Source organism: Streptomyces cylindrosporus (genome assembly GCF_022698165.1).
GTDB classification, from domain to species: domain Bacteria; phylum Actinomycetota; class Actinomycetes; order Streptomycetales; family Streptomycetaceae; genus Streptomyces; species Streptomyces cylindrosporus.
Genome location: NZ_JALDAY010000004.1, coordinates 700,280 through 727,210 on the forward strand (window position 1 = coordinate 700,280; position 26,931 = coordinate 727,210).

Annotated in this window: 25 protein-coding genes and 1 pseudogene; 6 read left to right on the plus strand and 20 right to left on the minus strand. The window is 69.4% G+C overall.

The features are described 5' to 3' along the window. Nucleotides 1-83: 83 nt before the first annotated feature. Nucleotides 84-1,427, minus strand: coding sequence for a UDP-glucose dehydrogenase family protein (locus MQP27_RS16115; RefSeq protein ID WP_242765831.1), 1,344 nt, complete (start codon nt 1,425-1,427; stop codon nt 84-86). A gap of 190 nt (nt 1,428-1,617) precedes the next feature. On the opposite strand from MQP27_RS16115, the gene MQP27_RS16120 reads away from it, so the two are divergent. After that, nucleotides 1,618-2,775 (plus strand): acyl-CoA dehydrogenase, encoded by a 1,158-nt coding sequence (locus MQP27_RS16120; protein WP_242765832.1) that lies wholly within the window; start codon nt 1,618-1,620, stop codon nt 2,773-2,775. A gap of 82 nt (nt 2,776-2,857) precedes the next feature. On the opposite strand, the gene MQP27_RS16125 is transcribed toward MQP27_RS16120, so the two are convergent. The 9 genes and pseudogenes from MQP27_RS16125 to MQP27_RS16165 form a co-directional block, all read right to left on the minus strand. Continuing rightward, nucleotides 2,858-3,283, minus strand: a complete 426-nt coding sequence (locus tag MQP27_RS16125; RefSeq protein ID WP_242765833.1) for a DUF6879 family protein — start codon at nt 3,281-3,283, stop codon at nt 2,858-2,860. 36 nt (nt 3,284-3,319) lie between these two features. Further along, nucleotides 3,320-3,802 (minus strand): hypothetical protein, encoded by a 483-nt coding sequence (locus MQP27_RS16130; protein WP_242765834.1) that lies wholly within the window; start codon nt 3,800-3,802, stop codon nt 3,320-3,322. Between the two features lie 97 nt (nt 3,803-3,899). After that, nucleotides 3,900-4,124 carry a DUF397 domain-containing protein gene (locus MQP27_RS16135; protein ID WP_242765835.1) on the minus strand — a complete coding sequence of 75 codons (225 nt, stop codon included), beginning with the start codon at nt 4,122-4,124 and terminating at the stop codon, nt 3,900-3,902. Between the two features lie 90 nt (nt 4,125-4,214). Continuing rightward, entirely contained in the window at nt 4,215-4,439 is a 225-nt protein-coding gene (locus MQP27_RS16140) for a DUF7848 domain-containing protein (RefSeq protein WP_242765836.1), read from the minus strand. A gap of 393 nt (nt 4,440-4,832) precedes the next feature. After that, entirely contained in the window at nt 4,833-5,684 is an 852-nt protein-coding gene (locus MQP27_RS16145) for a helix-turn-helix domain-containing protein (protein ID WP_372511205.1), read from the minus strand. Between the two features lie 6 nt (nt 5,685-5,690). Further along, entirely contained in the window at nt 5,691-6,149 is a 459-nt protein-coding gene (locus MQP27_RS16150; RefSeq protein ID WP_242765838.1) for a DUF6879 family protein, read from the minus strand. Between the two features lie 64 nt (nt 6,150-6,213). After that, nucleotides 6,214-6,423: pseudogene (locus tag MQP27_RS16155) on the minus strand (hypothetical protein); the annotation flags it as partial. 99 nt (nt 6,424-6,522) lie between these two features. Then, nucleotides 6,523-6,696, minus strand: a complete 174-nt coding sequence (locus MQP27_RS16160; protein ID WP_242765839.1) for a DUF397 domain-containing protein — start codon at nt 6,694-6,696, stop codon at nt 6,523-6,525. A gap of 11 nt (nt 6,697-6,707) precedes the next feature. Then, a complete protein-coding gene (locus tag MQP27_RS16165) occupies nt 6,708-7,562 on the minus strand; it encodes a helix-turn-helix domain-containing protein (RefSeq protein WP_242765840.1) in 855 nt (284 codons plus the stop codon). A gap of 235 nt (nt 7,563-7,797) precedes the next feature. Between MQP27_RS16165 and MQP27_RS16170 the strand changes: the two genes are divergently transcribed. Then, nucleotides 7,798-8,241 (plus strand): ATP-binding protein, encoded by a 444-nt coding sequence (locus tag MQP27_RS16170; protein ID WP_242765841.1) that lies wholly within the window; start codon nt 7,798-7,800, stop codon nt 8,239-8,241. A 25-nt stretch (nt 8,242-8,266) separates the two neighbouring features. Here MQP27_RS16170 and MQP27_RS16175 read toward each other — a convergent pair whose 3' ends face one another. Continuing rightward, complete coding sequence (locus MQP27_RS16175; protein ID WP_242765842.1) at nt 8,267-8,815, minus strand: acyl-CoA thioesterase; 549 nt, start codon at nt 8,813-8,815, stop codon at nt 8,267-8,269. Nucleotides 8,816-9,135: 320 nt separating this feature from the next. Between MQP27_RS16175 and MQP27_RS16180 the strand changes: the two genes are divergently transcribed. Together MQP27_RS16180 and MQP27_RS16185 are read left to right on the plus strand one after the other, a co-directional pair. Further along, complete coding sequence (locus MQP27_RS16180) at nt 9,136-10,434, plus strand: LCP family protein (protein ID WP_242765843.1); 1,299 nt, start codon at nt 9,136-9,138, stop codon at nt 10,432-10,434. Further along, nucleotides 10,427-11,065 (plus strand): HAD family hydrolase, encoded by a 639-nt coding sequence (locus tag MQP27_RS16185; RefSeq protein ID WP_242765844.1) that lies wholly within the window; start codon nt 10,427-10,429, stop codon nt 11,063-11,065. Before MQP27_RS16180 ends, MQP27_RS16185 begins: the two co-directional genes overlap by 8 nt. Before the next feature lie 18 nt (nt 11,066-11,083). On the opposite strand, the gene MQP27_RS16190 is transcribed toward MQP27_RS16185, so the two are convergent. Then, nucleotides 11,084-11,446 (minus strand): four-helix bundle copper-binding protein, encoded by a 363-nt coding sequence (locus MQP27_RS16190; RefSeq protein ID WP_242765845.1) that lies wholly within the window; start codon nt 11,444-11,446, stop codon nt 11,084-11,086. Between the two features lie 123 nt (nt 11,447-11,569). Continuing rightward, nucleotides 11,570-13,054: an LCP family protein gene (locus MQP27_RS16195; protein ID WP_443735753.1), complete on the minus strand. Its 1,485-nt coding sequence runs from the start codon at nt 13,052-13,054 to the stop codon at nt 11,570-11,572. A 128-nt stretch (nt 13,055-13,182) separates the two neighbouring features. Between MQP27_RS16195 and MQP27_RS16200 the strand changes: the two genes are divergently transcribed. After that, nucleotides 13,183-14,211, plus strand: coding sequence for a glycosyltransferase family 2 protein (locus MQP27_RS16200; RefSeq protein WP_242765846.1), 1,029 nt, complete (start codon nt 13,183-13,185; stop codon nt 14,209-14,211). A 58-nt stretch (nt 14,212-14,269) separates the two neighbouring features. On the opposite strand, the gene MQP27_RS16205 is transcribed toward MQP27_RS16200, so the two are convergent. From MQP27_RS16205 to MQP27_RS16235, 7 genes are all read right to left on the minus strand, one after another. Beyond that, nucleotides 14,270-15,856: an LCP family protein gene (locus tag MQP27_RS16205; RefSeq protein ID WP_242765902.1), complete on the minus strand. Its 1,587-nt coding sequence runs from the start codon at nt 15,854-15,856 to the stop codon at nt 14,270-14,272. A 193-nt stretch (nt 15,857-16,049) separates the two neighbouring features. Beyond that, nucleotides 16,050-17,615 carry an LCP family protein gene (locus MQP27_RS16210; RefSeq protein WP_242765847.1) on the minus strand — a complete coding sequence of 522 codons (1,566 nt, stop codon included), beginning with the start codon at nt 17,613-17,615 and terminating at the stop codon, nt 16,050-16,052. Between the two features lie 31 nt (nt 17,616-17,646). Further along, on the minus strand, nt 17,647-19,326 hold the full coding sequence (locus MQP27_RS16215; protein WP_242765848.1) for an LCP family protein: 1,680 nt from the start codon (nt 19,324-19,326) through the stop codon (nt 17,647-17,649). Between the two features lie 94 nt (nt 19,327-19,420). Continuing rightward, the gene (locus MQP27_RS16220; RefSeq protein ID WP_242765849.1) at nt 19,421-21,067 is read right to left on the minus strand and encodes an LCP family protein; all 1,647 of its coding nucleotides are present in this window, start codon (nt 21,065-21,067) and stop codon (nt 19,421-19,423) included. Nucleotides 21,068-21,350: 283 nt separating this feature from the next. Next, complete coding sequence (locus MQP27_RS16225; RefSeq protein WP_242765850.1) at nt 21,351-23,078, minus strand: LCP family protein; 1,728 nt, start codon at nt 23,076-23,078, stop codon at nt 21,351-21,353. A 228-nt stretch (nt 23,079-23,306) separates the two neighbouring features. Further along, on the minus strand, nt 23,307-24,530 hold the full coding sequence (locus MQP27_RS16230) for an LCP family protein (protein ID WP_242765851.1): 1,224 nt from the start codon (nt 24,528-24,530) through the stop codon (nt 23,307-23,309). Between the two features lie 104 nt (nt 24,531-24,634). After that, nucleotides 24,635-25,366 (minus strand): TIGR03089 family protein, encoded by a 732-nt coding sequence (locus tag MQP27_RS16235; RefSeq protein ID WP_242765852.1) that lies wholly within the window; start codon nt 25,364-25,366, stop codon nt 24,635-24,637. Between the two features lie 129 nt (nt 25,367-25,495). Here MQP27_RS16235 and MQP27_RS16240 point away from each other — a divergent pair, with 129 nt between their 5' ends. Next, nucleotides 25,496-26,851, plus strand: coding sequence for a peptidoglycan recognition protein family protein (locus MQP27_RS16240; RefSeq protein ID WP_242765853.1), 1,356 nt, complete (start codon nt 25,496-25,498; stop codon nt 26,849-26,851). Nucleotides 26,852-26,931: the final 80 nt, after the last annotated feature.

Sequence of the window (26,931 nt, forward strand, 5' to 3'; positions counted from 1 at the left end):
GGTTCGGCCGACTGAGCCTCGGCCGAACCGGCGTCGTTCACGTCTAACCGGCGTTGTTCACGTCTAAGCGGCGTTGTTCACGTCTAAGCGGTCGGGCGCCCCATCGCCCGGTACGTCCAGCCCGCCTTCCGCCACAGCGCCGGATCCAGCGCGTTGCGCCCGTCCAGGATCACCCGGGCCGCCGCGGCCTCGCCCAGCGCCGCCGGGTCCAGCTCGCGGAACTCCCGCCACTCCGTCAGATGCAGTACGACGTCGGCGCCCCGCACCGCCTCGACCGCGCTGTCGGCGTACCCGAGCGTCGGGAAGACCCGGCGGGCGTTGTCCATGCCCTTGGGGTCGTACACCGTGACCTGGCCGCCCTGGAGGTGGATCTGCCCGGCGACGTTCAGCGCGGGGGAGTCGCGGACGTCGTCCGAGTCGGGCTTGAAGGTGGCGCCGAGCACCGCGACCCGCTTGCCCAGGAAGGAGCCGCCGCCCAGTATCTGCCGGGCCAGCTCCACCATCTGCCCGCGCTGGCGCATGTTGATCGAGTCGATCTCGCGCAGGAAGGTCAGCGCCTGGTCGGCGCCGAGCTCACCGGCGCGCGCCATGAACGCCCGGATGTCCTTGGGCAGACAGCCACCGCCGAAGCCGATGCCGGCCCGCAGGAACTTCTTCCCGATCCGGTCGTCGTACCCGATCGCCTCCGCGAGCTTGGCGACATCGCCGCCGGAGGCCTCGCACATCTCCGCCATCGCGTTGATGAAGGAGATCTTGGTGGCGAGGAAGGAGTTCGCGGAGGTCTTCACCAGCTCGGCGGTCGGGAAGTCGGTGACGACGAAGGGCGTGCCCTCGGCGACCGGCGTCGCGTACACCTCCCGCAGCAGCTTCTCGGCCCGCTCGCTGCGGACGCCGACCACGATCCGGTCGGGGTGCAGGGTGTCCTCCACGGCGAAGCCCTCGCGCAGGAACTCCGGGTTCCAGGCCAGCTCGGCGCCCTCGCCGGCCGGGGAGTTCTCGACGAGGAAGCGGGCCAGCCGGTCGGCGGACCCCACCGGCACGGTCGACTTGCCGACGACCAGGACGGGCCGGGTCAGATGCGGCGCGAGGGAGGCGAAGGCGGAGTCGACGTACGACATGTCGCAGGCGTACTCGCCGTGCTTCTGCGGGGTGTTGATGCACAGGAAGTGCACGTCGCCGAAGGCCCCCACCTCGGCCCAGTCCATGGTGAAGCGCAGCCGCCCGGTGGAGCCCTCGATCCCGGCGACGTGCTTGCGCAGCAGCTCGTCCAGGCCCGGTTCGAACATCGGGGCCTCGCCCCGCTCCAGCTTGGCGATCTTCTCCGGCACCACGTCGAGCCCGAGCACCTCGAAGCCCAGCTCGGCCATGGCCGCGGCGTGCGTGGCGCCGAGGTAGCCGGTGCCGATCACAGTGATCTTGAGGCTCATGGGTGCTCCTGAGGGGGACTGGGTCTGCTGCGCTGCCCGAGCATATCCGGGGCTTGCGCAGGGCCTTCCCGGGGCACTTTTCCCGCTGTCGCCAAGCTCACGTATCCCTCCTGTGAGCCGCCCCCTAAAATTTGAGTTACTTAACGGTAATTAGCGTCGGCAATCGCAGCGTTTTGGAGCGTGAGAGACCTTGGCCGGATCGGCTGACTTCGACCTGTACCGCCCGTCCGAGGAGCACGACATGCTCCGTGACGCGATCCGTTCACTGGCCGAGGCGAAGATCGCGCCGTACGCCGCCGCGGTGGACGAGGAGGCCCGCTTCCCGCAGGAGGCCCTGGACGCACTGGTCGCCAGCGACCTGCACGCCGTGCACGTCCCCGAGGAGTACGGCGGCGCGGGCGCCGACGCGCTGGCCACGGTGATCGTGATCGAGGAGGTGGCGCGGGTCTGCGTCTCCTCCTCCCTGATCCCCGCGGTGAACAAGCTGGGCTCGCTCCCGGTGATCCTCTCCGGCTCCGAGGAGCTGAAGAAGAAGTACATGACCCCGCTCGCCAAGGGCGACGGCATGTTCTCGTACTGCCTCTCCGAGCCGGACGCGGGTTCGGACGCGGCCGGCATGAAGACCAAGGCGGTCCGCGACGGCGACTTCTGGGTCCTGAACGGCGTGAAGCGCTGGATCACCAACGCCGGCGTCTCCGACTACTACACGGTCATGGCGGTGACGGACCCGACCAAGCGCTCGAAGGGCATCTCGGCGTTCGTGGTCGAGAAGTCGGACGAGGGCGTCTCCTTCGGCGCCCCCGAGAAGAAGCTCGGCATCAAGGGCTCCCCGACCCGCGAGGTCTACCTCGACAACGTCCGCATCCCCGCGGACCGCATGATCGGCGAGGAGGGCACCGGCTTCGCCACGGCGATGAAGACCCTGGACCACACCCGCATCACGATCGCGGCGCAGGCGCTCGGTGTCGCCCAGGGCGCCCTCGACTACGCCAAGGGCTACGTCCAGGAGCGCAAGCAGTTCGGCAAGCCGATCGCCGACTTCCAGGGCATCCAGTTCATGCTCGCCGACATGGCGATGAAGATCGCGGCGGCCCGCGCCCTCACCTACCAGGCCGCGGCGGCCTCGGAGCGCGGCGACGCCGACCTCACCTTCCAGGGCGCGGCGGCCAAGTGCTTCGCCTCGGACGTGGCGATGGAGGTCACGACGGACGCGGTGCAGCTGCTGGGCGGGTACGGGTACACCCGCGACTACCCGGTGGAGCGCATGATGCGCGACGCGAAGATCACGCAGATCTACGAGGGCACGAACCAGGTCCAGCGGATCGTGATGGCGCGGAACCTGCCGTAACGGGCCATGGAGGAAGCCCCGGTCGGCCGCCTTGGGCCCGGACCGGGGCTTCACTCCAAGGACCGGCTGATGTCCTCCGTCATCAACTCCCGGTTATCTGTGTCCCGTCCGGCCGGTAGTTGAGATGAACGACAGTCGTCTCGTCGAACATCCAGAAGTCCTGCTCAGGCCGTCCAGGGTTCGGCCGGTCGGTCAGATCGACGATGCGGTAGTCCTCCCCGGCCGCGACGTTCGTCGGCACCGCCCACGAGAAGAGGTACCTGCTGTACGGCGTGAGCGGCCGGCGCACTGTCTTCGCGCGGGTCATCGTTCGGCCCGCCGCCGCGTGCGCACAAATGGTCCGATGCCACTGCGAGTTGAAGCCGTCCGGCATGCGCTCGCCGGCCAGGAAGTCACGAAAGGTCGCCGCCTCGCCCGGCATGGTGTAGGTCTGGTGCACTTCGAGCCGGAACGCGGAGCGCTTGAAGTCCCGGAAGTACGCGTTCCATTCGTCGCCGTCCAGGTACACGGCAGCCTCCTTCAAGGTGTCTTGAGCGTGCCTTGCTCATACGAGAGGACAAGGCAGGGTGGGCGTCGAGCGGTTCGGGGAACAGGTCACCACGGCCAAGTGCAGGTACGAGGGGCGTTCGAGATAGAAGCCGTACGACACGTCGGCTCCCGTGGCGAGTCGTTCAGCGGCGGAGTCGACCAGCCTGCCCACTCGGCTGACGGCCTGGTCCTGCTCGCAGGCGAATCGGTGCGCATGCTCGGTCAGCTGCTCCCCGAGCCAGGCGGCCGCTTCCTTCGGCTCGTCCCATGTGCCGCGAACCAGTGAACGCGGCTTGAGGAGCCAGTAGGCGATTTCCAGTGGTGGCAGATCGACGGTGGGGAATTCCGTGGCCACTTCCCGGTAGCGCTGCAACAACCGTTCTCCCACAGGGTCGTTGGGAGCCGGCGGGGGTGGCGGATCAAGATGCGGAGGTCGCCGTAGCGCCTCTTGGTCGAAGCGTTCTTTGGGCCCGGTCCACACGTAGCCGTGGTGGTGCACGAGTCGGTCCAGTTCGAGTGTGGCGGACGGGGAACCGGTCGGGCACGGCCCAGGAAACCGAATCTGAACCGGGCCCGACCGACAGGGCGAGGACGAATCAGACGCCCAGGCCGAACCGCGCCGGGTCGATACCGGCCGCGTCCAGCTCCTCCGTGGTAAACCTCAGCGGCTGAGCGTCCGGCCGTTTGCTGTCGCCGAGGGCCCAGGCGTCCTCACCGATCCGGGCGAGGGTCACGCACCCTTCCGTGCAGGGTCCGCCGCACGCTTTCACGAACGAGGTCCCGTCGATGTCGAGGGCGTAGAGATCGTTTCCGTCCAGCATCACTGCACCTTCCTGCTCAGCTGATCGCGGCCATGGCTGACCGCCTCCGCCCGGTTGGACGGGAGTTCAGGTCCTTCTTGCGGCGGGTCTCTACTCGGCGCGGACGGCCACGGCGAATGAGGTGCGGATGCGACGGAAGCCGGCATGGCCGGAGCGGCCCGTGTGGGCCATGCACTCCACATCGACGGCCGCCGAGTCGTCGGAAGGCGTCGCCTTCCACTTGCAGTGCAGGCACTCAGCCTCGAATGTGAGGTCCGTGTCGGGATGCTCGGTGATCCGGTGCATCACGTACCGCAGGACCGTCCTGCTGCTCACAGCCCACCCCTGCGGCTCCGCGCGTTGGCCTCGGCGACTCTGCTGCTGAGGCCTTCGGCCGACCTGTCGGTCGGGGCTTTGGAGTCAGGGCACTTCGGGCTCCCGCACTCACAATGTGGCCAGTGCAAAGCCGAACTGGGGGCCAGATCAGCGCCCTCGGGGCCGGGGCCGCTCTTCCGCACCAAGAGCACGCCGTCCACTCCGAATGCTCCGGAGAGTCGAGAGAGGAACTGCCGGGCCTCACTGCTGCCCAGACGGCCGGCCGACTCGGCGTCCTGCGCCCTGCTCTCGCCCATCGCACCGCACCCTCCCGATCGATTCCGCGTCGATGTGAACGACCGTAGGAAGCGGCGGGCGCCGGGTGCTACGAACTTGCATGAGCTTGCGCGGTGATCACCCGAGGGTGTCGATGGCGGCGGTGATGAGCGACCTGGCCTGTGTGCCGTAGACGGCAATGGCGGACAGTTCCCTGAAGGCTTTTGCGTACTCCGCTATCTCGCCCGGCTGGGTAACGGTGAGGTGGGCGGAGACGAGTTCCACGTTGACCTGTGCGTCGTCGTACATGGTGAACGATTCGACGGGCCAACCGGCACCGCGCGGTGTACCGAGAGGGATGACGCCCAGGCTGACAGAGGGAAACGATGCGACTGAGATCAGGTGGCCGAGCGCGCCGGCCATGGTCTCGTTGTCACCGATGACCGTGCGCAGCACCCATTCCTCGACGAGCATGGCGAACCGATGGTTGCCGGAGTGGAGAATGCGCTGCCGATCCATGCGGACGGCCACCGCGTCGTCGATGCCATCCGGCACATCTCGGAGTTGGGCCACGGTATTGAGTACGGCGCGGGTGTAGGCGGCAGACTGGAGCAGGCCGGGGATCACCCAGGACTGGTAGACCCGGAAGCGGCGGGTGCGCTCGAAGAGCGGCGCCACGGACTGCTGGACGCGCCGCAGGCCCGCCCGCTCCATACGCCGCCATTGGACGTACGCGCCTTCTATGCCACGTGCCGTGGCGATCAGGTCGGCGTTCTGGTGCTGGGCGGCGCAGAGCGTCGTGTACGTCCGAATATCCGAGTCGGAGGGGAGTGTGCGCCCGTTCTCAAGCCGTGAGCACTTCGACTCGTGCCAGTCGGCACGCCTGGCCAGCTCCCGTGCCGTGAGGCCGGCGTCCCGGCGGATCTCGCGAAGACGCCGGCCGAGGGCCTGCCGTGCTTGCTGAACACTGGATGACGTCACACTGGGAATTCTGGATCAGGCGAGTCTGTAGTCCGCATGGGGCACCGCTCGGGTCCAAACGGCCTCGAAAGCGTCCGCGCACAGTTTCACGACGGCTGGATCCTCGGTGAACTCTTCGTCGTCTGGGGCGAGTTCACCGTCGCCGCCGAAGTGGTGGAAGAGGACCGAGCTGTCGTCGAAGAGCCAGAAGTCGTTGCCGGGCAGGGCCAGCGCGGATGCGCGGCGGCGAGGAAGCCAGCGCACCTGCTCGCCGGCTTCCACGGTGGGGCCGGTCAGGTGGTGTTCGAAGCGGATGTAGTCCGACACGGGCTCCGAGACGATCCGGGCCCTGCGTACTTCCACTCCCTGGGCTACGAGGTCGGCGATGAGTCGTAGCCATGGCCGGCGTTCTGGGTCGCGTTCGGCGGGATCGTCACGGACACCGTTCTGCCAGGCGGCGAACCGGGGGTCGGAGCGCATGTACTCGTCGCGCATCTCCAGATGGACTGCGGAGCGCGTGCAGTTCCGCAACCGCTCCGCAAGAGCCGGCGCCGCCACCACCGTTCATCACCTCCGGAAAGAACTGCACCATGCGCTGCGGGATCTCGATCACGTCCTCGTGGCCCGGAAGGTCCAGCTGTGAACGACGGGCTTCGTCAAGCACCTTCCAGCCCTGTACGAGGTAGGTGCCCTTCTCGTCGTCGAGGTAAATGGTGGGCGACTTGCCCTCCGGGCTCTCGGGATCCTGGCCAAGTTTGATCAGCGCCATCGCCGCCTCCTTGTAGTCGGGCCTCTGTGCTCGATCTTGTGCCCAACACCGAACGGAGACCAGGAACTTGCGAGAACTTGCACACGCATTGGTTGGAACTCAGCACTGGAGTTGCGAGAGGAACTTCGCCCAGGCAGTGGTCTGGAGGCTGAGGTGGGGGCTGGTAGGAGTTTTGGAGTCGCGGATGTGGATGGTGGTGGGGGTGGTGGCTATCTCCACGCAGTTCGAGCCGTCGCCGCTGTACGTGGACTTCTGCCAGTTGAGGCTCTGCATGGTGGGTTCCTTCACAGGTCCTGGATGCGGTGGTGGATGAAGTCCCGCGTCTCGGCGGGGCTGAGCGCGCAGGACTCCATGCGGTCCAGAACGGCCCGGTACTTGTTCAACTGGGCCTCGGCGTCGAGGAATTCGCAGGCGCCGTGGTGCGAGTCCAACTGGACCGTGTCGAGCTGGGAGACGGAGCCCTCGACGTAGTCGAAGGACTGGCCGGTGGCCGGGAAGTGGTCTGTACCGAAGGGGATCACTCGGACGGTCACGTGAGGCAATTCGCTCATGTCGAGCAGATGCTTGAGCTGCCCACGGGCGACGACGGGACCGCCGAAGTCCATACGGAGCGCCGCCTCGTGAATGATCGCCGTGTACGGAGGCGGATCTGACCGGTGCAGGACGCCCTGCCGCTTCATTCGATGCGTGAGGCGGTGCTCGATCTCGTACTGTCGCATCGGTGGCACCACTGCCTGGAAGAGGGCGCGGGCATGGTCGGTGGTCTGCAGCAGTGCCGGGATGTGGATCAGGAGTGCCGCGCGAAGCCCGGAGGCATGCTGCTCCAACTCGGCCAAGTCGACCAGGGCGACCGGTACGTGATCGCGGTACTCCTCCCACCAGCCCCGGGCTCGCCGACCCGTCATCGCGGCGAGGGCGTCGACGAGTTCCTCGTCGTTGCAATCGTAGGCGCCCGCCATGGCGCGGAGGCGATCGGAGCTGATGGGCGTGCGGCCGGTCTCGATCATGCTGACGCGCGCCTGGTTGACTCCGAGGAGTTCGGCGGCGCCAGTGGCGGTGAGTCCCGCGCGCTCGCGGAGTTTGCGCAGCTCCGCACCCAGTCTTCGCTGTCGGAGCGTGGGGCTGTTGGTGGGCGGCACGGCGCCTCCTTCCTGGCCGCGAGGCGGCGGTGCGTTCCCTCGCACGAGTGAAGCTTGGATGGTTTTATCTCATTCGGTTAGATGTATCTAACCATCTGCCCTACGGTTGTCACGTGCCGCCCAACTCCCCACGCCCATAAGCCGGAAGCGCACCAACCCAGGCAATGCCACCGCCCTGCGCGGCAGTTGAGCGAGCGAGCCCGAGCTCCCTTCCCTGTGAGTTCTGGAGGTTTCCATGCGCACCGTATCCCCGCGCGACACCTGGGTGTACGCCCTCCGCCTGCCCCATGACCCACGGGCGGCACGGGTCGCACGCATGACCGTACGGTCGGTGCTGCACAGCCACGGCAGGCTCGAAGTCCTCGACGCCGTCGAGCTGTTGACCTCCGAGATGGTGACGAACACCTACCTGCACACCAACGGCCCCGCGTCCCTCCGCCTGACTGCACTCGCCGATGGGCGTATGCGCGTCGGGGTCTGGGACAGTCACCCTCGGATTCCCGCGCCTTTCGGCCGGCCGCCCTGTGATCAGGTCCCGCTCGCCCCGGCGCATGCCGACGGGGGACGCGGGCTGGGGCTCGTACAGGAATACGCCGACTGCTGGGGCGGCGTACCCCTCGGTGACAGCCCTTTCGACCGCCGTGCGGGCAAGCTGCTCTGGTTCGAGGTGAAGGGGTGAACGGGAAGTCCGGGGAGCCGAAGGCTCAGTCGTCCAGCCCCTCCGCCGCCCGCTTCTCCCGCAGCTCCATGATCTCCCGCCGCCGCGCCAGCCGATGGGTGCGGCGGATCTGGGCCTCCTGGTAGCGCCGCTTGTCCTTCTCCGTCTCCGGGAGGACCGGCGGGACCCGGCGCGGCTTGCCGTCGGCGTCCACGGCCGCGAAGACCAGGTACGCGGAGCCGACCTGGGTGGCCGGTGTCGACTCGTTCCAGCGCTCCGCCAGGACCCGGACCCCCACCTCCATCGAGGTCCGGCCGGTCCAGTTGACCTGGGCCTTCACATGGACCAGGTCACCGACGCGGACCGGCTCCAGGAACGCCATCTCGTCCATGGACGCGGTGACCGCGGGCCCGCCGCTGTGCCGGCCGGCCACCGCGCCCGCCGCGTCGTCCACCAGCTTCATGATCACGCCGCCGTGCACGGTCCCCAGCAGGTTCGTGTCGTTGTGGGTCATGATGTGGCTGAGCGTGGTCCGGGACGCCGAGGTGGGCTTGCCCGGGATGTCGGCTTCCGCGGCGGTGGCCTGGTCTGTCATGGCCCCCACCCTAGAGCCTGGGTCATGTCCTCGGCCGGGCACGCGACGCCTGGCACGCACTCCCCCAGAGGGGGGACCCCCAGCCGCGTTGCCGAACCACCCACGTGGCTCCGCCACGAGGGTGCTCCGGCGCCTTGCGATCTGGGGGTGCCCCCTCTGGGGGAGCACCAGACGCCGCGCGCTGATCCGGCCGAGGACGTGACCCAGGCTCTTGTGCCGACCGGACATCTGCGGACTTTGTGTTGGGTTCGCAACAGCAGTGCCCTGATTTTCCTACGACCCTTGTAAAGGGGACCGCCGCTCCCTGCACACTGGGGCCCATGAACGATTGGCCCGAGGGATGGTCCGGAGACAACCGCGGCAACCGGTACGGGGGCGGCAGCGCGAGCGCACAGCCTGAGAGCGCTCGTGTCATGCGGCAGGTCCGCCGGCCCGCCTCGGGCGCGTACGGGGGCTCCGGCCCGTCCGCGCCGCCGTACGGCCAGAACGTGCCCCAGCAGCCGACGTACGTCGACGGCCAGGGGTACGGCGGCGACCAGTACGGCAACGACTACGACAGCGGCTACAACACCGGCCAGGTCTACGGCTCGCCGAACGGCGGCGGACCGGGCGGCGGCTACCAGGGCGAGCCGCGGCCGCGGCCGAACTGGCGGCGCCGTATCAAGTGGACCGCGATCACACTGGTGACGGTGATGGTCGTCACGTCCGTCGCCACGTACTTCTGGGCCGACTCCAAGCTGCACCGGGACGTCGACCTGTCCACCGTCATCGACCGTCCCGCGGCGGGCGACGGCACGAACTACCTGATCGTCGGCTCCGACAGCCGCGCCGGGCTCTCCTCCGAGCAGAAGAAGGAGCTGCACACCGGCTCCGCGGAGGGCAAGCGCACCGACTCGATGATGATCCTGCACGTCGGCGACAACGGCGACACGCTGATCTCGCTGCCCCGCGACTCGAACGTGACGATCCCGACGTACAAGGGATCGACGTCCGGGAAGACCTACCAGAGCACCGGCCGGCAGACGAAGCTGAACGCCGCCTACGCGGAGGACGGGCCGACGCTGCTGGTGCGCACCGTCGAGGCCAACATGGGCCTGCACATCGACCACTACGTGGAGATCGGCTTCGCCGGTTTCGCGAACATCGTGGACGCGGTCGGCGGTGTGACCATCGACATCGACAAGGGCTTCAAGGACAAGTACTCGGGCGCCGACTTCAAGGCGGGCAAGCAGACGCTGAACGGCGAGCAGGCGCTGGCCTTCGTCCGTACCCGGCACGCCTTCGCCGCCTCCGACCTCCAGCGCACCAAGAACCAGCAGAAGTTCCTGTCGGCGCTGGCCCACCAGGTGGCGACGCCGTCGACCGTGCTCAACCCCTTCAAGCTGTACCCGACGATGAGCGCGGGCCTGGACTCCCTCACCGTCGACAAGGACATGAGCCTGTGGGACCTGGCGTCCATGTTCTGGGCGATGAAGGGTGTCAGCGGCGGTGACGGCACGTCGATGAACATGCCGATCTCCGGCTCCACCGGCGGCAACCTCGTCTGGGACAAGGCGAAGGTGAAGACCCTGGTGAACGAGCTCAACAACGACCAGAAGGTCACGGTCTCGGGTGACTGACAGCAACGGCAACAACCACAGACCGCCCTTCGGGGCGGTTCTGTGTGACGTCGACAATGTGATCCGGTCCTTCGACTCCTCCCGCCTGGAGGCGCTGGAGCGGGCCGCGGGGATCGCCGAGGGCACCACCAAGAAGGTCGCGTTCGCGCCGGAGACGGACCAGCCGCTGCTGCTGGGCGAGATCACCTCGCAGGAGTGGGCCGAGCGGATAGCCGACGGCCTCGCCGGCCTGGTCCCGGAGCCGCAGACGGCGTACGGACTGGCTCTGGCCCTCCTGGAGTCCCCCTTCCACGCGGACGACGAGGTGGTCGGCCTGCTCCGGCGCGCCCGTATCCGGGTCCCGCTGGTCCTGGTCTCCAACGCGTCCCTGGACCTGGAGTCCGACCTGGACACCCTGGGCCTGACCGACCTCGCCGACCACGTCGTCAACAGCGCCCGCGTGGGCCTGGCCAAGCCGGACCCACGGATCTACCGCCACGCGGCCGAGCTGGCCGGCGTATCCCTGGATCGCTGTCTGTTCGTCGACGACTCCGAGGAGAACGTCGAAGCGGCGGCGGCCCTGGGGATGCGGACGGTGCACTTCCGCGAGGCGGCGGATCTGGGGCGGGCGCTGGAGCCGCTGTTCACGTAGCGGTCACGCGGGCCGGTGTCACATCGTCGCGCCCGCCATCGTCCGGCACATCTCCGCGCAGCGGCGACACGCCTCCGCGCAGCGCATCATCTGCGGGTCGTCCGGCATGGACATACACGCCTCGGCACACATGTCGCAGGCCTTGGCGCACATCGCGCACATCTCGGCCGACATGGGGGAGCGGCGCATCATCATGTCCGCGCACATACGGGTCATCTCGGAGCAGTCGATGAGCGCCCGCATGATCTGCATCTGGGCCTGACCGCCCATCTGCATGCAGGAGCTCATGGTCTCCTCGCACATGCTGTGGCACGTCATGCAGGCCTCGACGCAGTCCTGCATCTCCTTGCTCATGGCGCTCATCGGTCCGGTCTGGGTCATGGCTCCTCCTGGGAGACGGTGAGGCCCGGGACGGGCCCCGTGCCCTTCCCGTCCTACGCCCGCCCGGCACCGGGCGCCATCGGGCGGACGGGAACAATCCGGCATGTTCTGCCGCACCGGCACCTACGAGCACACCACCTGATCCCCGGTCACCACCCCGAACTCCCCCTGCGTCGCATCCTCCGCCCGTACCTTCCGTACGTCCTTGAAGTCCGCCCCCGCGATCACCTTCAGCGTCGGCCCGAGGCCTTTCACCGCGCGCAGTTCGCTGCCGGGCAGCGCGGCCGCCAGCGACCTGGCGGAGCGGTCCCAGCGGGGGTCGTACTCGACGACCGTGCGCCTGACCGTGCGGTCGGTGGCGTTGGCGGGGGCGTGGGTGGTGCGGAAGCCCGTGGCCGCCAGGGCCGTGTCCACGCGCTTGCCCAGGCCCGCCGTCGCCGTGCCGTTCTCGACCTGGACGCGGATCTGCTGCGGGGCGACGTCGACGCGGACCGGCTGCGGGGCGGTCGGGCGGTGCACGGTCAGGGGCTTGTCGTCGCGGAGGTCCTGGAAGAGACGGTCGGCCTTCGCGGTGTCCCACTTCAAAGTCGAGCCGATGCCTTTGACGACGTAGCCCATCTGGCCGATGGGGACGGTGGTGAACTCCGAGGAGGACGGCGAGAAGTTGCGCATCGCGCGGCCGAGGTCGAGGAGTTCGTCCGTGCCGAAGCCCTTGTCCGCGCGGACCGAGCCGAGGACCGCCCGCGTCACGTCGCGGAACTTCATGGGGTTGAGGAGGATGCCCGAGGAGGTCGCGCGGTCGATGAGCGCGGCCAGGAAGCGCTGCTGGCGCTTCATGCGGCCCAGGTCGGAGGCGCCGTCGACATGGCGGGCGCGGACGTACTGGAGTGCCTGGCCGCCCATGAGGGTGTGCGTGCCGGCCGGGAGGTTCAGACCGGTGTACGTGTCCTTCAGGGGCTCCGCCGTGCAGATCTTCACGCCGCCGAGCACGTCCACCGTCTTCATGAAGCTGGTGAAGTCGACCTCCAGGTAGTGGTCGATCTTCACGTGCGTCATGTCCTCGACCGTCTGCACGGTGAGGTTCGGGCCGCCCTCCGCGTACGCCGCGTTGATCTTGATGGGGTGGCCGTTGTGCCGTCGGCCGGTGGTCTCGTCGACGTGCGGCGGCGTCATGGCGTACGAGTCGCGCGGCAGGCTCACCACGCTCGCCCGCTCCCGGTCCTCCGAGATGTGCACGATCATGATCGTGTCGGTGCAGTGGCAGGGGGCGCCGCCCAGGTGATAGCGGCGCCGCTCCTGCTCGGTGATCCGGTCGCGGCCGTCCGTGCCGACCAGCAGGACGTTCATGCCGTGCCCGGCGGCCGGGCGGTTCTTCATGTCCTTGAAGGGGTCGACGCGGGCGATGTCCGCGTCGAGGCTGGTGACCACCGCGTGCCCGATCCCGGCCGAGGCGAGCACGACGACCGACAGGGTCGTCACCGCCCGCATGGCCCAGCGGGGCTTCTTGCGCCGGACGGGTGGCCGCGGGCCGCGCTGCTGCGGGGCACGGGCGGGGTGGGGGCGGCGCTGCGGACGGGGCGGGGCGGCGGACCGAGGCGGCGTGGGCAAGGGGGACACCTCCGGGCGACGGCCGTACGTGGGATCCGTGAGCACCGTAGGTCCATACGATCTGTGGCCCGGTCCGCCGCCCCGGCGGGGCGCGGAGGTGTCCCCCGTTCGCGGTAACGTGAGCACCGATGAACGCCAATTCCGACGTGCGACTCCCCGCTGTCTCTGTGATCATGCCCGTCCTCGACGAGGAGCGGCATCTGCGCGGAGCCGTCCAAGCGATCCTCGCGCAGGAGTACGCCGGCGAGCTGGAGGTCGTGATCGCCCTCGGTCCGTCCAAGGACCGCACGGACGAGATCGCCGCCGAGCTCGTCCGCGACGACCCGCGCGTCCACACCGTCCCGAACCCGACCGGCCGCACGCCGGCCGCGCTGAACGCCGCGATCAAGGCCTCCCGGCACCCGATCGTCGTGCGCGTCGACGGCCACGGCATGCTCTCGCCGAACTACATCGCCACCGCGGTACGGCTCCTGGAGGAGACCGGCGCGATGAACGTCGGCGGCATCATGCACGCCGAGGGCGAGAACGACTGGGAGCACGCGGTCGCCGCCGCGATGACCTCGAAGATCGGCGTCGGCAACGCCGCGTTCCACACGGGCGGCGAGGCCGGCCCCGCCGAGACCGTGTACCTCGGCGTCTTCCGGCGCGAGGCCCTGGAGCAACAGGGCGGCTACAACGAGGAGTTCATCCGCGCCCAGGACTGGGAGCTGAACTTCCGGATCCGGGAGGCCGGCGGCCTGATCTGGTTCTCGCCGGAGCTGAAGGTGTCGTACCGGCCGCGGCCGAGCGTGCGCGCCCTCGCCAAGCAGTACAAGGACTACGGCCGCTGGCGGCACGTCGTCGCCCGCTACCACGAGGGCTCCATCAACCTGCGCTACCTCGCCCCGCCGACCGCGGTGCTGGCGATCGCCGCGGGGCTCGTGGTCGGCGCGGCGCTCACGCCATGGGGCCTGGTGGTCCCCAGCGGCTACCTCGCCGCGATCGCCCTCGGCTCGCTCCCGGCGGGCAAGGGGCTGCCGCTGAGGGCCCGGCTGCAGATCCCGGTCGCCCTCGCCACCATGCACATGTCGTGGGGCTGGGGCTTCCTGACCAGCCCGAAGGCGCTGGCCAGGAAGGTCATCGCGTCCCGGCGGCCGGCGGTCGTGACCGGCGGCTGAGTGATATCTGACGCTGCGTCAGTGCTATGTCACATACCACTGGGCCCGACGGCCCGGACTACCAGGTGTAGTCCGGGTCCACATGCATGCACGCCTTGCTGTCCGCCCCGTTCAGCGCGCTCGCCGACGCCGGTGTCGTGTCGTCGTCGGCCGTGTACGTGGTGCCCGAGCGCCAGTCCGCGCCGACGACCAGCGTGACCCCGGACACCGCCGTCGACTTCTTCACCTGTGAGGTCGGGATGCCCAGCGCCTTGGCGACGGCCTGGGCGTCGCCCTCCAGGTCGGCGCTCGGATAGCGGACGACCGTCGTGTCCTCGCTCAGCAGCGTCGAGGAGTCCGCGACCGCCTCGTCGAAGCCCTTGCCGACCAGCAGCTGGGCGACGGCGGTGGCGCGCCCGCTCACGGCGGCCAGCGTGCTGCTCTTCGTACCGTTCTGCACCTGCACGGCGATCTTGTCGTCCGCCGCGGCCGGGTCGGTCGTCTTGGCCGTGGTCGTCTTCTTCTTGTCCTTGCCGTCCAGCGCGATGTCCTCGCGGACCAGCCGGAACAGCTTCGCCGCGTCCGTCGGCTTCGGCAGCACCCGGTTGCCGTCCGAGGAGTACACCCACGGCATCGTCGTCATCGTGATCCGCTTGGTGGGGACCTGCTTCAGCTGCTTGCTGAGGTCGTAGAGCTTGGCCACGGTCCCGAGGCCGTCGTCCACCGTCAGCGCCTTCGTCGCGGTCTCCGCGAGCGCGCGCAGCTTGCCCGGGTTGGTGAGGGTGGCGTTCGCGCGCAGCTGGCGGACCATCGAGTTCATGTACATGTGCTGGGCCTTGGTGCGCGCGATGTCGCTGCCGTCCTCGAAGCCGTAGCGCGTGCGCAGCCACTGCAGGGCCTGCTTGCCCTTGACCGAGGTGGTGCCCTTCTTCAGCTTCAGGCCCGAGCCGTGCCCGGAGGAGGTGTGCGAGTAGATGTTGGCGTCCACGCACACCGGGACGCCGCCGATGGCGTCGGCCATGGAGACCACGCCGGAGAAGTCGACCATCATGAAGTGGTCGATGTGGATGTTCGTGAGCTTCTCCCAGGTGGCGACGGTGCAGCCGGGGCCGCCGCGCTCCAGGGAGGCGTTCGTCATCGTCGAGGTGCTCGCCGCGTAGACCTTGCCGGTGTCGGGGTCGGTGCACTTCGGGATGGAGACGAGGGTGTCGCGGGGCATGCTGACGACCGACATGTTGGTGCGGTCGGCGGAGACGTGCAGCAGCATCTGGACGTCCGCGCGGGGCGCGGTGTTGTACGTGTCCTTCGCGCCGCCGAGCTTCTGGTTCTCGGCGGAGTCGCGGGCGTCGGAGCCGATGAGGAGGATGTTCAGCGGGGTCTGCCCGGCCGCGTTGGCCTTGGACTTCGCCGCGCGGTCCTTGGCGTCCGCGTTGTTGAGGTTCTCCTTCTGGATGTTGCCGTTGAGGTGCTGGTAGTAGAGGTAGCCGGCACCGGCCGTGCCCACGATCGCCACCGCCACGACCGCCGCCGACCAGCGCAGTATTCGGCGTCTGCGGCGCTTGCGGTCGCCGTCGCCGGTGCCGCGCCGTCTGCGCCCGCCGCCGTCCGCGCCGCCGGGCCGCCGCTGCTCGGGCACCCGTCCGCTGCCCACCGGGGTGAGGGACATGGTGTCCTCGACCGCGGGGACCTCCCCGCGCACACTGCTCCGCGCCAACTCCCTGTCCTCCCACCCGAGCGCTCGACAAAGCGCCGTGGATCGCCGAGTCGGCCCGGGGGCTCTCGGACTTGAGCGCGCCTCATCATTCTGTAGAGAGATAAGAGTTTGCTGTGGGTACGTGAGGGGAAGGCGCGCTCCTCTGTTACTCCCAGGTGAAGCCCGGGTTGACGTGCATACACGCCCCGTCGTCCGCGCCGTTGAGCGCCTCGGCGGACTCGGGGGTACGGTCGTCCGCCTTCGGCGCCTTGTACGCCGTACCCTCGCGCCAGTCGGCGCCCACGACGAGGGTGACCCCGGAGACGTCCGTCGACCGCCGTACCGCGCTCAGCGGGACGCCGAGGGCCTTGGCGACGGCCTGGGCGTCGCCCTCCAGGTCGGCGCTCGGGTAGCGGACGACGGTCGCCTTCTCGCTCGGCAGCGTCGAGGAGTCCGCGACCGCCTCGGTGAAGCCCGCCTCGCGCAGCAGCCCGGTCACCGCGGTCGCCCGGCCGCGGGCGGCGGCGAGGGTGTCGGTGCGGGTGCCGTTGCGCACCTGTACGGCGATGTCGGCGGCGTCCGCGGCGGGGTCGTCGGAGACCTGCTCGACCGTCTGCTTCTTCTTGTCCCTGCCGTCCAGGGCGATGTCCTCGCGGACCAGGCGGAACAGCTGCCCGGCCTCCTCGGTGGGCTCGACGCGGGCGCCGACGTAACGGTTCGGCATGGTCGTCATCGTGATGCGCCTCGGCTCCACCTTGCGCAGCTCGCTGCCGAGGTCGTAGAGCTTCTTCACGGTGTCGAGGCCCGGGTCGACGGTGATCGCGCTGGTGGCCGTCTCGGCGAGGGCGCGCAGCCTGCCGGGGTTGGAGAAGGTGGCGTTGGCGCGCAGCTGGCGGACCATCGAGTTCATGTACATGTGCTGGGCCTTGGCCCGGGCGAGGTCGCTGCCGTCCTCGAAGCCGTAGCGCGTGCGCAGCCACTGCAGGGCCTGCTCGCCCTTGACCGAGGTGGTGCCCTCGGGCAGCTTCAGCCCCGAGCCGTGCCCGGAGCCGTCCCGGGACAGGATGTTGGCGTCCACGCAGACCGGGACGCCGCCGATGGCGTCGGCCATGGAGACCACGCCGGAGAAGTCGACCATCATGAAATGGTCGATACGGATCCCGGTGAGCGCCTCCCAGGTGGCCACCGTGCAGCCGGGGCCGCCGTGGCCGAGGCTCTGGTTGGTCATCACGCGGCCGTCGCTCGCCGGGTAGGTCTTGCCCGTGTCCGGGTCGGTGCACTTGGGGATGGTCAGCAGGGTGTCGCGGGGCATGCTGACGACCGACATGTTGGAGCGGTCCGCGGACAGGTGGACCAGCATCTGGACGTCCGCGAGCGGGGTCGAGCCGAAGGTCTCACGGGCGCCGCCGAGCTCCTGGTTCTCCTTGGTGTCCCGGGCGTCCGAGCCGATGAGGAGGATGTTCAGCGGCGTACGGCCGGCCTCGTCCGGTGTCGGCGCGGGCGCCTTGGCGTCGCCGAGGTTGAGGTCGGCCTGCTGGATGTTGCCGTTCAGGTGCCGGTAGTAGAGGTAACCGGCGCAGGCCGTGCCGAGCACCAGCACGGCGAGGCCCGTCGCCACCCACTTGAGCACACGGCGACGCCGCCCACTGTTTAGCCCCAATGTCCCCTGCTCCCCACCCCGTTGTGCCCCTATGGGGCCATGACACAGGCCCGTCGTACGTCCTGGAGACATACGACGGGCCTGTGAGGTTGCCCTGAGCGCGTCAACTCGCGCACTGCGCCTTGTCGGCCGTGGACTTGTCCACGTTCGCCGCGGCCGCCGAGGAGGAGTTCAGCTTCACGCCCGCGCCCTTGAAGTCCTTGCCGAGGGTGAGGGTCATGGTGGGCAGGCCCTGGGAGTTGGTGACGCTCTCGCCGGGCTTCATGGCCGCGCCGGACAGGCCGAGGAGGTCGGCGAGGCGGCGGGCCTGGGCGGCCTGGGCGGGGTCGTACTCGAGGGTGGTCCGCGCGAGCTCTGCTTCCGCGTTGCCGTCGTTCTGGGACTTGAGGACACCGGCCTCGTTCTGCAGCCAGGTCAGCTCGTCCTGGGCGCTGCCGGCGGGGGCGCCGCCGTTGAGGACGCGGACCCGGACCTCGGAGGCGGCCGACCTGGTGCCCTTGAGGCGGGCGGCGACCGCGGCCTTCTCCTTGGCCTTGGCCTTCTTCACCTCGGTGAGCGACTCGTCGTTCCGGATCAGCTCGAAGATCTGCGGGGCCCGGGACTCGTCGACGACGACGGTCGCCTTGATCGTCTCGGCCGGGTTGTCCTTCACCGGCACGGTGGTGAAGGAGATGTTCTTCGTCGGCACCTTCTTCAGCTCCAGGGCGATGTCCTTGAGCGTGCCGACATGGCCGATGGCCTTGTCCACGGTGAGCGCCTTGGTGGCGGCCTCGGCCAGCTTCCACAGCTTGGTGGGGCTGGTGAGGGTGTCGCCGGAGGCCATCTTGCGCATCAGGGAGCCGAGGAACTGCTGCTGGACCTTGATGCGGTCCAGGTCGCCCGCGTTGCCGAAGCTGTGCCGGGTGCGCACGAAGGCGAGCGCCTTCTCGCCCTCGACCTTGGACTCGCCCGCGGGCAGGACCAGCTTGGACTCCTTGTCGTTCACGGCGTGCTCGACGCAGACGTCGACCCCGTCGACCGCCGTGGTCAGGGTCTTCACCGCGTTGAAGTCGGCCATCATGAAGTGGTCCGGCGAGATCCCGGTGACCGCCTTCACCGTGCGCATGGTGCAGCCGGGGTCGCGGCCGCTCTCGCCGAGGCTGCGGTTGAAGCGGACACCCTGCTGCCCGGCGACGACCTTCTCGGTGCCATCGGCCTGCTTGGTCGGGCAGTCGGGGATGTCGACGATCAGGTCGCGCGGGATGCTCAGCGCGGTCGCGTTCGTACGGTCCTTGGAGACGTGCAGCAGGATGTTGGTGTCGGCGTGCCCGACGCTGCCCTTGTCGCCGTAGCCCTCGTTGCCCTTGCCGGTGCGCTTGTCCGTGCCGATGACCAGGATGTTGAAGGCCTCGTCCTTGCTGAAGCTGCTCTTGGCCGCGCCGCCGACGTCCTCGGTGTGGACGTTCCCCTCCAGGTGCTTGATGTAGAGGTAGGCGGCGGAACCGACGGCGACCAGGACGAACGCCATGGTGCCGCCGGTCCACAACAGAGCCCTTCTCGCCCGGCCTTGCTTCTTGACCGGCCGTCGCCCGCGCCGCCCGGCCGGTGGTTCACCGGGCGCGGTGCGCCGGGCGCGCTGCGGCGGGACCCGGCCGGCGGATCCGCGCGGGCCGGGCACCGTCGGGCGGGCGGGCCCGGACGGGGCCGCGGGGGACCGCAGTTCGTATTCGCCGGTACGCGGATCGAGCACCCACTGGTCAGCGGGATCGACACCGTCCGCCCGCCCACGGCCTTGCGCATCCACTGGTCTCAGAGCCTCCGTCAGACATGGATCACCCACAATATCCGCACAGTTGGGCGCCCATGGACGTCGAGGGAAGGCCCCGGGACCCGGGGGTCTACCACTGGTAGGGCGCGTACACGGGCATGCACTGGCTCTTGTCCGAGCCGTTGATCGCGTCCGCGTTGCTCGGCAGCGCGTCGTCGGACGTCGACTGCTTCGGGTACGCCGTACCCTCCCGCCAGTCGGCGCCCACGACGAGGGTGACCCCGGAGACGTCCGTCGACCGCTTCACCGAACTCAGCGGAATCCCCAGGGACTTGGCGATGCGCTGGGCGTCGCCCTCCAGGTCGGCGCTCGGATAGCGCACGACCGTCCGCTCCTCGGAGAGTCCGGCCGTCGCGTCCTTCGCGGCCCGCGAGAAGCCCTTCGTCACCAGCTCCTGGGCGACGGTGCCGGCGCGTCCCGGGACCGGGGCGAGGGTGGTGGTGCCGGTGGCGTTCTGCACGATCACGCCGATCTGGGCGTCCGGCGCCGAAGGGGCCTTGGTGGCCACGGCCTTCGCCTTCGCGCTCGACTTCTTGCCCTTGCCGTCGAGCGGGACGTCGTCGCGCAGCAGCTGCCACAGCTTGTCGGCGCCGGTCGCCTCCGGGACCAGGTGGTCGCGGTTCTGCGGGTCCTCGACGTTCGGCATCGTCACCGAGGTGATGCGGTCCGTCGGCACGGACTTGAGCTGCATGCCCAGGTCGTAGAGCTTCTTGACGGTGCCGATCTCCTCGGAGACCGACAGGGACTTGGTGGCGGCCTCGGCCAGGCCCATCAGCCGGCCGGTGTCGCTGAAGACGCTCTGCTGCTTCAGGGTGCGGATCATCGAGTTGAGGTACATGTGCTGGGCCTTGGCGCGCAGCGGGTCGCTGCCCCAGGCGTGCCGGGTGCGCAGCCACTGCAGGGCCTGCTTGCCCTGCACCTTGTGGGTGCCGGCGGTCAGCTTCAGGCCGGAGCCGCCGGGCACCGCGGCCGTCGGCCGGTCCCACACGTTCTGCCGGACGCAGACGTCGACGCCGCCGATGGCGTCGGCCATCTTCACCACGCCCGCGAAGTCGATCGTCATCCAGTGGTCGATGTAGACCCCGGTGAGGTTCTCCCAGGTCGCCAGGGTGCAGCCGGCGCCGCCGCGGGCCAGCGACTCGTTGATGATGGTGTTGACCGCCGGGTAGACCTTGCCGGTCTTGGGGTCGGTGCACTTGGGGATGTCGACCCGGGTGTCGCGCGGGATGCTCACCATCGCGGCGCTCTTGCGGTCCGCCGAGAGGTGGATCAGCATCTGCACGTCGGCCCGCGGCGGGCTGCCCCGGTCGTACTTCGCGCCGCCCAGCGCCACGTTGGCGTCCGAGTTACGGCTGTCGGAGCCGATCAGCAGGATGTTCAGCGGCGTCTGCCCGGCCGCGTTGGCCCCCGTCTTGCGGGCCTTGGCGTCGCCGCTGCTGCGCTCGCCCTTGTGGATGTTGCCGTTGAGGTGCTCGTAGTACAGGTAACCGGCGCCGGCCGTCCCGAGTATCAGCACCGCGAGCGTGGTCGCCGACCAGCGCAGCACCCGGCGCCCCCGCCGCCGCGGCCCACCGGGCCCCGTCCTGCGGTGCCCGCCGCCCATGTCCCCCGTACCGGGTCTGCCGGACCCCTCCCCGTCCCGCGCGGCCCCCCGGCCCACGGAACCGTCCCGAACCCCCGGCCGGGTCCCCTCCCCGCGCACACTGCTCTGCGTCATTCCCCGTCCTCCCCACCCTCGCGCCCTCGAAAAGGGCCTGCCATGCGCCTTGTTAGACGCACGACAGGCCCCTCAGGTCACTCCAGAGCCTGTGTCATATCCCCGGCCGGGCGCGCGGCGTCTGGCACGCACTCCCCCAGAGGGGGGACCCCCAGCCGCGTTGCCGAACCACCCACGTGGCTCCGCCACGAGGGCGCTCCGGCGCCTTGCGATCTGGGGGTGCCCCCTCTGGGGGAGCACCAGACGCCGTGCGCTGATCCGACCGGGAATATGACACAGGCTCTCACTTGGCGCACTCGACCTTGTCGGCCGTCGTCTTGTCGACGTCCGGCGCCTTCGTAGCCGCGCTGTACGACTCTCCCGCCCCCGGGAAGTCCTTGCCGAGCGTCAGTGTCATCGTCGGCAGGCCCTGGTCGTTAGTCACGCTCTTGCCGGGCTTCATCTGCGAGCCGGACAGACCCAGGATCGCGGCGAGCCGACGGGCCTGGTCGGCCTGGTCCGGGTCGTACTCCAGCGTGGTCTTCGCCTGCTCAGCGTCCGCATTGCCCGCGTTCGACGACTTCAGCACACCCTCGTCGTTCTGCAGGTAGTTGAGCTCCGCCTGCGCGCTGCCGGCGACCGCACCGCCGTTGAGGATCTGCACCCGCACCTCGGACGCGGCCGACTTGGTGCCCTTGAGCCGGGCCGCCACCGCGGCCGCCTCCTTCTTCTTCTGCGCCTTCACCGCGGTGAAGGACACGTCGTTCTTGATCGCGGAGAAGACCGCGGGGGCCGTCGACTCGTTCAGTACGACGGTCGCCTTCACCTTCTCCGCCGGGTTGTCGACCACCGGAACCGTGGTGAAGGTCAGGTTCTTCGGGTTGAGCTTGCCCAGCTCCAGACCGAGGTCCTTGAGCTTGCCGATGCTGTCCAGGTTGGAGTCGACGGTCAGCGCCTTGGTGCCCGCCTCGGCGACCTTGATCATCTTCGCCGGGTTGGTGAGCGTGTCGTTCGACTTCAGCTTGCGCATCAGCGCGCTGAGGAACTGCTGCTGCAGCGTGATCCGGCTCAGGTCACCGCCGAAGCCGACCGCGTGCCGGGTGCGCACGAAGGCGAGCGCGGTCTCGCCCTCGATGTGCTGCATGCCCTTCTTCAGGTTCAGGTGCGAGTCGGGGTCGTTGATGTCCTTGCCGAGACAGACGTCGACGCCACCGACCGCCGTGGTCAGCGTCTTGACCGCGTTGAAGTCGGCCACCATGAAGTTGTCCGGGGTGATCCCGGTCAGCTCGGTGACGGTCCGCGCGACACAGCTGGGCGTCCGCTCGTCCTGCCCGAGGCTGGTGTTGAAGCGGACGTTCTCCGTGCCCGCGATGACCTTCTCGGTGCCGTCGGACTGTGTGGTCGGGCAGTCCGGGATGTCGGTGATCAGGTCGCGAGGGATGCTCAGCGCGGTCGCGTTCGAGCGGTCCTTGGAGACGTGCAGCAGGATCGTGGTGTCCGCGTGCCCGACGCTGCCGGAGTCGCCGTACTTGGTGTTGCCCTTGCCGGTGCGCTTGTCGGTGCCGATCAGCAGGATGTTGATGGCCTTGCCCTTGCTGAAGCCACCGGTGCTCGCGCCGTCGTCGGAGACGGCCGTGATGTTGTCGTTGAGGTGCTTGATGTAGAGGTAGGCACCCCCGGCCGCGGCGACCAGCACGAAGGCCATGGTCCCGCCGGTCCACAGCAGGACCTTCTTCGCCTTGCCCTTCTTCTTCACCGGCCGGCGCCCGCGCCGCCCCGGCAGCGGCTCCTCGGGCACCCCGCGCCTGCGCCTCGGCGCAGGAACGTCACGTCCGGGCGCCCGCTCGGGAGCCGCCGTACGACTGCGCACCGCGCCACCGGCGCCGTGGCCGGCGGCTCTGCGCGGACTGGGGACGCCCGACTGCGGTCCGGAAGGAGTCAGTCGCAGTTCGTATTCGCCGGTGTTCGGGTTGAGCACCCACTGGTCTGCGGGATCGATGTCATCCGCCCGCCCACGGCCTGTCGCGTCCACGATTGTCCGAATCCTCCGTCGGGGCGCGGCGCCTTTCCCCCCTCAAAGGCGCTCGGTCTCGGTCTCACAGTGCCCGACGCCAGGACGGACCTGGCCGGCGGATGCACCGGATCGCTCACACTATCCGGCCGCTTCGGCGCCCAGTGACGACGGTGAGAAATTCCACGCTCGCGGGCAGGGCAATTCGCCCTTTTTCTCGGACATAAGTGCGGCGATTTGGTGAGCGCTTTACCCGCAGGTGTCTTCGGCGGCCGTGTTCCCGCGGAACGTGGGTGCGGGAGAAGGCCTGTTCGACGGCGCGCCGGAAGGCATTCTTCCCGACTTTCCGTCGCCGTATCCGTACTCGCTGTAATCACTCTTTGCGGCGGAATCCCGCGGAACTTCCTTGACGACGGTGACCGGCGCGTCCTTGCGCAGTCGTTCGAACAGCTTCTGCGCCTCCGGTTCCACGAGCTGGTCACGATTGCTGTCGTAGACGTACGACTCCCGCGGAACGGTCAGGAATTGCACGCGTTCGGTGGGAATGTCGCGCAGCCCGCGCACAAGGTCGTAGAGCCCGCGCAGACTCGCCAGATCCGGGTCGGTGGTCAGCGACGAAGTGGCCGCGTCCAGCACGGGGTACAGCTTCACCGGATTCAGCAGTACGTCGTTGCTCTGCACCTTGTTGACCAGCGCGCCCAGGAACCGCTGCTGGCGGTCCATCCGGTCGGTGTCGCTGCCGTCGCCGAGCGACTTGCGCGCCCGCACGTACCCGAGCGCCTGCTCCCCGTCGAGCGTCACCCTGCCCGCGGGCAGGTTCAGTTTGGCGGCCTTGTCGTGAATGGGCCGGTCCAGACAGATCCGCACCCCGTCCACGGCGTCGACCATCTCCTTGAACCCGTGGAAGTCCACGACGACGTGATGGTCGATCCGCACGTTCGTCAGCTGCTCGACGGTCCGGATGGTGCAGGCCGAACCGCCCATCTGGAAGGCGTGGTTGAACATCGCGAACATCGGCTCGGACCGCGTCCCGTCCGCCCGCAGACACGCCGGCACGTCCACCATCAGGTCACGCGGCAGGGAGATCGCGGTGGCGGTGCGCCGTCCCGCGGCGAGGTGCAGCAGGATCGTGGTGTCCGACCGCTCGGTCCCCGAGTCCCGCCCGTACCGCGCGTTCCCGTCCCCCGACCGCGAGTCCGACCCGATCAGCAGGATGTTCTGCGCGTCCTTGACGAGCGAGGTGGGCCGTTCCTTCTCGTACCGCGCGAGCTCGGCCGCGGCGGCGTTGTCGGGCGTGATGTTCCCGTCGAGCTTGACGTAGGCGGCCCAGCCGACGCCCGCGGCGACGACGACCGCGACGGCGACCCCGAGCCCCCCGTACCGCGCCCACTTCCGCCGACGCCGCCGTATCAGCCCCTTCCCGGTGGCCGACGCCCCGGCACCGGGCCCCAGGGTCCCTCGGCAGTCGGTCACGAGCGGGCCCACCCCTCATGGCGTACGGACGTGGTCTTGTTACGACCATGGCGTGGAGGGGGTGGTGGGGGTGGGTGTTGCTGGTCCGTTCGAGTGAGAGCTGTTCAGCGACGAGTGGCCGTCACCCGCTCGCTCTCGATCCGCTGCGCAAGCGCCTCCTCGCCCAGCGCGTCCAGATTCCGGCACAGCACCACGGACCCACCGTCGGCCAGAGGCCCGTACAACCCGGCCTTCAACCCCTCCCACGTGTCGTACGACAACCCCGACAGCACCCGCCCCCCGAACTCCCCCCGCGCCTGCTCCACGACCTCCGCCCCGCTGAACTCCCGCCCGGCCACGATCAGCGCCGCCTCCTCGGGATCCACCGGCGCGAACGGAACGAACCGGTCCCCCTGCCCCGGCACCTCGACCGCATAGTCGACGAACCCGTCCGGCACCTGCGGGAAACGCCCGCCCAGCGGCCGCAGTGCGAGAGCCACCCGCTCACCCCGGCACGCCCGCGCCGCGTCCAGCGAATCCGGCCCGCTCACCACCACGTCCGCCGTCTTCGGATCCCCGCCCACGTCCGCGACGGCCCCCACCGACGCACACGCCAGCAGCCACACCGCCGTCTGCCAGTGCGTGGGCAGCAGCAGTACGACCCGGTCGCCGGGCCCCGCCCCCAGGTCGCCCTGGAGCAGGTTCGCGGTCTTGGCCACCCAATTGGCGAAGGTGGCCACGGACAGTTCGACCCGCTCACCCGTGGCGTCGTCGTAGAAGGTCACCAGCGGGCGTCCGGGATCCGCGGCGAGCGCGGAAGACAGCAGGTCGGCAGGGGTGCGGTCGGTGGCGTTCACCCGCGCAAGCGTACGCGGGCGAGGCGTCCCGCACCCAGCCGCGGGGCCACCGGTTCGGCGGAACGGCAGCCGACGGTCCGTCAGATCCCAAATGGACAGATATGTATGACTATGTTCAAGATCAGGGGCATGCGTGGATTCCTTGCTTCCTCGATCGGCGTCACGTGCGCGGCCGCCCTCGCCCTTCCGCTCACCCCGCCCGCAGCCGCCGCGACGGCGGGCGCGGCGCCGAGCGGGGCGAGATCCGCACCGGTGACGGCCACCGCCCGGGTCACCTCCCAACGGGCCCCCGCCGAGATCCCCGGCAGCACCCAGTCGCTGCCCCTGGCCCCCCTCACCCGCGACCGCGCCCTCGGCCCGGCCGCGCCCGAACAGGGCCTGACCCGGGACGACGTACGGCACTTCTCGCTCGTCGGCGTCATCTGGGACAACCCCGACACCGTGCTGCACGGCAGCGTCCAGGTCCGCACCCGCGCGACCGGGTCCGGCGCCTGGACCGGCTGGCAGGACCTGGAGACGCACAACGACGACACCGCCGACCCGGGCACCGCCGAGCGCACCTCGGGCCGCGTCCGCGGCTCCACCGCCCCGCTGTGGGTGGGCGACTCGGACGGCGTCGAGGTCAGGGTCCGGGCCGCGGGCGAACGCCGTACGGACGAGACGGCCCGCGGCACCCGCACCGCCACGTCCGCGGCCCCGCTGCCCTCGGGCCTGCGTCTGGAACTCGTGGACCCCGGCGAGCAGAGGCTCACCCGGGCGGCCGTCCCCGCGGGCGCCCCGAGCGCCACGGAGCTCCCGGCACTGAGCCGGGCGGCGACCGAGGCGGAGCTACTGGCCCTGAGAGGAAGCGAATTGACGACGGCTCAGCGCGCCCGGCCCTACATCGGCCCGCGTCCGCGCATCATCACGCGCCGCGGCTGGGGCGCGGACGAGAAGCTGCGCGAGAAGAAGTTCGTCTACACGAAGAAGGTCAAGGCGGCCTTCGTGCACCACACGGCGTCCGGCAACGGGTACCGCTGTTCGCAGGCCGACTCCGTCATCCGCGGTATCTACCGCTACCACGTCAAGAGCATGGGCTGGCGCGACATCGGCTACAACTTCCTCGTCGACAAGTGCGGAAACATCTACGAGGGACGGGCCGGGGGCGTGGCCAAGCCGGTGCTCGGCGCGCACACCCTCGGTTTCAACAGCAACAGCATGGGGATCGCGGTGATCGGCAGCTTCGGTTCGTCGAAGCCGCCGGGGGCCGTCCTGCGGGCCATCGCCCGGCTGACCGCGTGGAAACTCGGGCTCTACGGGGCCAATCCGCGCGGAAAGACATATCTGAAGTCCGCCGGTGGCAATCTCTACCGAAAAGGAAAGAACGTACGACTGAACGTGATCTCCGGCCACCGTGACGGCTTCGCCACGGAGTGCCCCGGCTGGCAGCTCTACCGCAAACTCGGCACGGCCCGCTCGACCGCGGCCCGTTACCAGGGCCGATAGAGCGACAGAGCACTGCCGCCAAGGCCTGCCGGGGGATCGCGTTCACCGCCGTCGGGGGACAGGGCGCGAACCACGTAACG

What these genes read in the sequence shown, in the direction of transcription:
- MQP27_RS16115 (WP_242765831.1), bottom strand. Translation starts at nt 1,427, where the DNA reads ATGAGCCTCAAGATCACTGTGATCGGCACCGGCTACCTCGGCGCCACG.
- MQP27_RS16135 (WP_242765835.1), bottom strand. Translation starts at nt 4,124, where the DNA reads ATGCTGGACGGAAACGATCTCTACGCCCTCGACATCGACGGGACCTCG.
- MQP27_RS16150 (WP_242765838.1), bottom strand. Translation starts at nt 6,149, where the DNA reads ATGCGCGACGAGTACATGCGCTCCGACCCCCGGTTCGCCGCCTGGCAG.
- MQP27_RS16160 (WP_242765839.1), bottom strand. Translation starts at nt 6,696, where the DNA reads ATGCAGAGCCTCAACTGGCAGAAGTCCACGTACAGCGGCGACGGCTCG.
- MQP27_RS16170 (WP_242765841.1), top strand. Translation starts at nt 7,798, where the DNA reads ATGCGCACCGTATCCCCGCGCGACACCTGGGTGTACGCCCTCCGCCTG.
- MQP27_RS16175 (WP_242765842.1), bottom strand. Translation starts at nt 8,815, where the DNA reads ATGACAGACCAGGCCACCGCCGCGGAAGCCGACATCCCGGGCAAGCCC.
- MQP27_RS16180 (WP_242765843.1), top strand. Translation starts at nt 9,136, where the DNA reads ATGAACGATTGGCCCGAGGGATGGTCCGGAGACAACCGCGGCAACCGG.
- MQP27_RS16190 (WP_242765845.1), bottom strand. Translation starts at nt 11,446, where the DNA reads ATGACCCAGACCGGACCGATGAGCGCCATGAGCAAGGAGATGCAGGAC.
- MQP27_RS16200 (WP_242765846.1), top strand. Translation starts at nt 13,183, where the DNA reads ATGAACGCCAATTCCGACGTGCGACTCCCCGCTGTCTCTGTGATCATG.
- MQP27_RS16205 (WP_242765902.1), bottom strand. Translation starts at nt 15,856, where the DNA reads ATGTCCCTCACCCCGGTGGGCAGCGGACGGGTGCCCGAGCAGCGGCGG.
- MQP27_RS16210 (WP_242765847.1), bottom strand. Translation starts at nt 17,615, where the DNA reads ATGTCTCCAGGACGTACGACGGGCCTGTGTCATGGCCCCATAGGGGCA.
- MQP27_RS16220 (WP_242765849.1), bottom strand. Translation starts at nt 21,067, where the DNA reads ATGACGCAGAGCAGTGTGCGCGGGGAGGGGACCCGGCCGGGGGTTCGG.
- MQP27_RS16240 (WP_242765853.1), top strand. Translation starts at nt 25,496, where the DNA reads ATGCGTGGATTCCTTGCTTCCTCGATCGGCGTCACGTGCGCGGCCGCC.